This window comes from Thomasclavelia sp., assembly GCF_017889095.1.
GTDB lineage: Bacteria > Bacillota_I > Bacilli_A > Erysipelotrichales > Coprobacillaceae > Thomasclavelia.
Map to the genome: position 1 here is coordinate 1 of NZ_JAGHEW010000315.1, position 3,065 is coordinate 3,065.

2 protein-coding genes are annotated in these 3,065 nt (G+C 26.9%); one reads left to right on the forward strand and one right to left on the reverse strand.

Annotated elements, in window-relative coordinates; genetic code table 11:
• On the forward strand, positions 1-470 hold a 470-nt coding region (locus J7M77_RS13800), incomplete at its 5' end, for a glycosyl hydrolase-related protein (RefSeq protein ID WP_296879578.1).
• A 211-nt stretch (positions 471-681) separates the two neighbouring features.
• Here the strand turns inward: J7M77_RS13800 and J7M77_RS13805 are convergent.
• Positions 682-3,065, reverse strand: a 2,384-nt coding sequence (locus J7M77_RS13805) for a DUF3427 domain-containing protein (protein ID WP_296879580.1), incomplete at its 5' end; no start/stop codon positions are given.

Below are 3,065 nucleotides of genomic sequence, written 5' to 3' on the forward strand. Positions count from 1 at the left end.
GAATCATTGCAACTCCAGCTCCCCAGTTATTAAAAGAAATGGATTTTAAATTAGGATTTACAACTTTTAATTGTAATATTAACGATTCAAATATTGATGTTCTTGCAAAAGAATATAATACCCCAATTGAAGTATATGAATATGCTGATTTCTTAAATGGTAGATTGATTTTTGCCCAAGAAGATGTAAAACAAATTTTACCAATTACTAATTCATTATTTGAAAGTGAAAATAACTTAGTTGTTAGTGCAATCAAAAAAAGTGAAGATGGTGAAGGATATATAATTCGTCTGTTTAATGGTAAAGATCATCAGGATATTGGTGATAAACTAGCTTTTAATTTTGATATAAGTGAAGCATATTATACTAATTTAAAGGAAGAAAAGATTGAAAAAATAGATGTTGTTGATAATAGTATAGTAATTAAACCGATATCACATTGTAAATTTATTACGATATTAATAAAATAATTATAATAAACCTATATAGAAAAATGCAACGTTTATGATTGTATAATTCTAATAGGTTTATTGTGCAATAGTCAAAAATAATAGTAAATAGTGGTTTTTTAAAAGAGCTAAGTTAATATAGTTTTAAATATAAATATGAAAATGCAGATAAATTGTTAGTAATGGTTTCTATGCAGCAATATCTTTATAAAATAATTATATCTAACCAATCTTAATCAGTATTGGTTAGATATTCAAATAATTCTTTTTTTATTTCGGTTTTCAGTTTATAAGTAAACTGGATAGCCGAATTTTTATTATCAGGAAGTTGCATGTTGATTGGATTACCGGTAATATTCATTTTTCCCATATAATAAAATTCTTTAGAAGTAGTATCGTTTTTATTTTTACGGACGAATAAATGAATTTGTAAATGATTTTCACTTTGATGATAAATTCTTTGGATTTCATCAGAGTTTATACTGCGATTTGGTTTTGAAAAACAAATCAGAGTACTATTATCAACAAAACGATGCTGATATTTACCGCCATGACTAGCATCATGGTCATGATTAATAAATACGGGCATGGTATTAGTTCTTTGATCATATTTATAACCGCCAATATTTAATGGAACAGCATTAACTTCCCAATTTAATAAACGACAGACATCTTCATAAGTATATTTTTGATATAAACAAAAATCAGTATCTTCATAATGATTAGCATAATGTTTTTGATAACGTGTAATAGCAAAATCAATTACTTCTAATAATTGGTGTTTAAATTCTTTGTCTTTTAGTAATTTAGCTAATTGCGGATGTAAATTTAGATCATCATCAATGAATTTAGCATCCTGGTAGGTGACTTTAGCACCACCAGTAGCAAATTGCTGTTTTAATTGATTAATGATGGTTAAGTAATTTACTTCTTGATAAGTGATATGATATTTTTCTTTTAATTGTTGTTTTAAAGTTAAAATAATGTTTTTAGTATTTTCAATACATAGCTTGATTGCAAGAATTTCATGAATTCGTTTACCGGCAGCTAATTTATTACTTACATATTCGAGATATTTTTCTTGTAATGGGTTGAATTTGACGGTATATTCGGGTTCGTATTTTTTTAGGAATTGATGATAGGAACCAAGGTTTTTATTTTGAAATATTCTTAATGGATCAATTGATTCATATTGGTCAAAATCACTTAAACTAGGTATTTTACCAAGTTTTTGTTTTAGTGACTGATAACTGTTTTTAATGATTTTTAAATCATTAAAATTAGTTTTATCAATAGCTTCATAAATTCGTTGCCGTGAAATTAAATCAAAGTTAATTGTTGAACAGCCGGAAATCATTAAATTACTTTCACTAATAAATCTTCTTAAAGAATCTTTGTTATAACTATAATCACCACTTAAAGCAATCGGAACCAAAAAGTTATTTTCATAATTACCAATAAAATCAATAATTACTACATAATCCTTAGTTGGATGTTTACGAAGACCTCTGCCTAACTGCTGGATAAAAATAATTGCAGATTGGCTAGGACGTAACATAACAACTTGATTAACTTTAGGAATATCAATTCCTTCATTGAAAATATCAACTGTAAAAATATAGTCAAGATCACCATTTTCTAACTTTTCAATCATTTTTTGTCTGGTTGTTTCACTATTATCGCCAGTTAAAGCAACAGTTCGATAACCACGTAAATTAAATAAGTTAGATAATGTTTTAGCTTCATCTTTACGTGAGCAAAAGATCAAGCCACAGACTTGATTTCCACAATAGCCATAAAGATTAATATATTTAATAATATGATCAACACGATCATTAGTAATTAGATTATTGAATTTACTTTTATCATTAATTAAATTACCATCAACATATAGATCACTAATTCCATAATAATGAAAAGGGCAAAGTAAATCAAATTCCATTGCCTGTTGCAGACGGATTTCATAAGCAATATTGTAATCAAACATCTTAAAGATATCAAAATCATCACTTCTTTCCGGGGTAGCTGACATTCCAAGCAGAAATTTTGGTTTAAAATAATCGATTAATTCTTGATAAGTTTTACTGCCAGAACGATGAACTTCATCAATGATAATATAATCAAAACTATCGGGTTTAAACATTTGGCGATATTCTTTTTTATGAATTGTTTGAATGGTTGCAAAAAGATAATCAGCATCTAGATCTTTAGTATTTCCGGTAAAAATTCCTAAACTATGATTTTTAATTATATTACTAAAAGAGTTTTTGGCTGCTAAAGCAATATTTTCACGATGAACAACAAATAACATTCTTTTAGGATTAGTGTTTTTGACATCAAGGGCACTTAAATAAGTTTTACCAGTTCCCGTAGCGGAAATTAGTAGGGCTTTATTTTGATGTTTTCTTAACTTAGCTAAATTATTTAATTCTTCTATTTGCATTTTATTAGGTTTAATTGATAATGGAACTTGTTTTTCATTTAGCTTTTGTAATTGATAGATTTGTTGATAAGATTTGATCCAGTTAACTGTTAGGGGAGTTGATTTATCCCATTGGAATTTAAATTCTAACAATGTATTATTAACTGTTTCATCATCATGATTTCCATGAACTA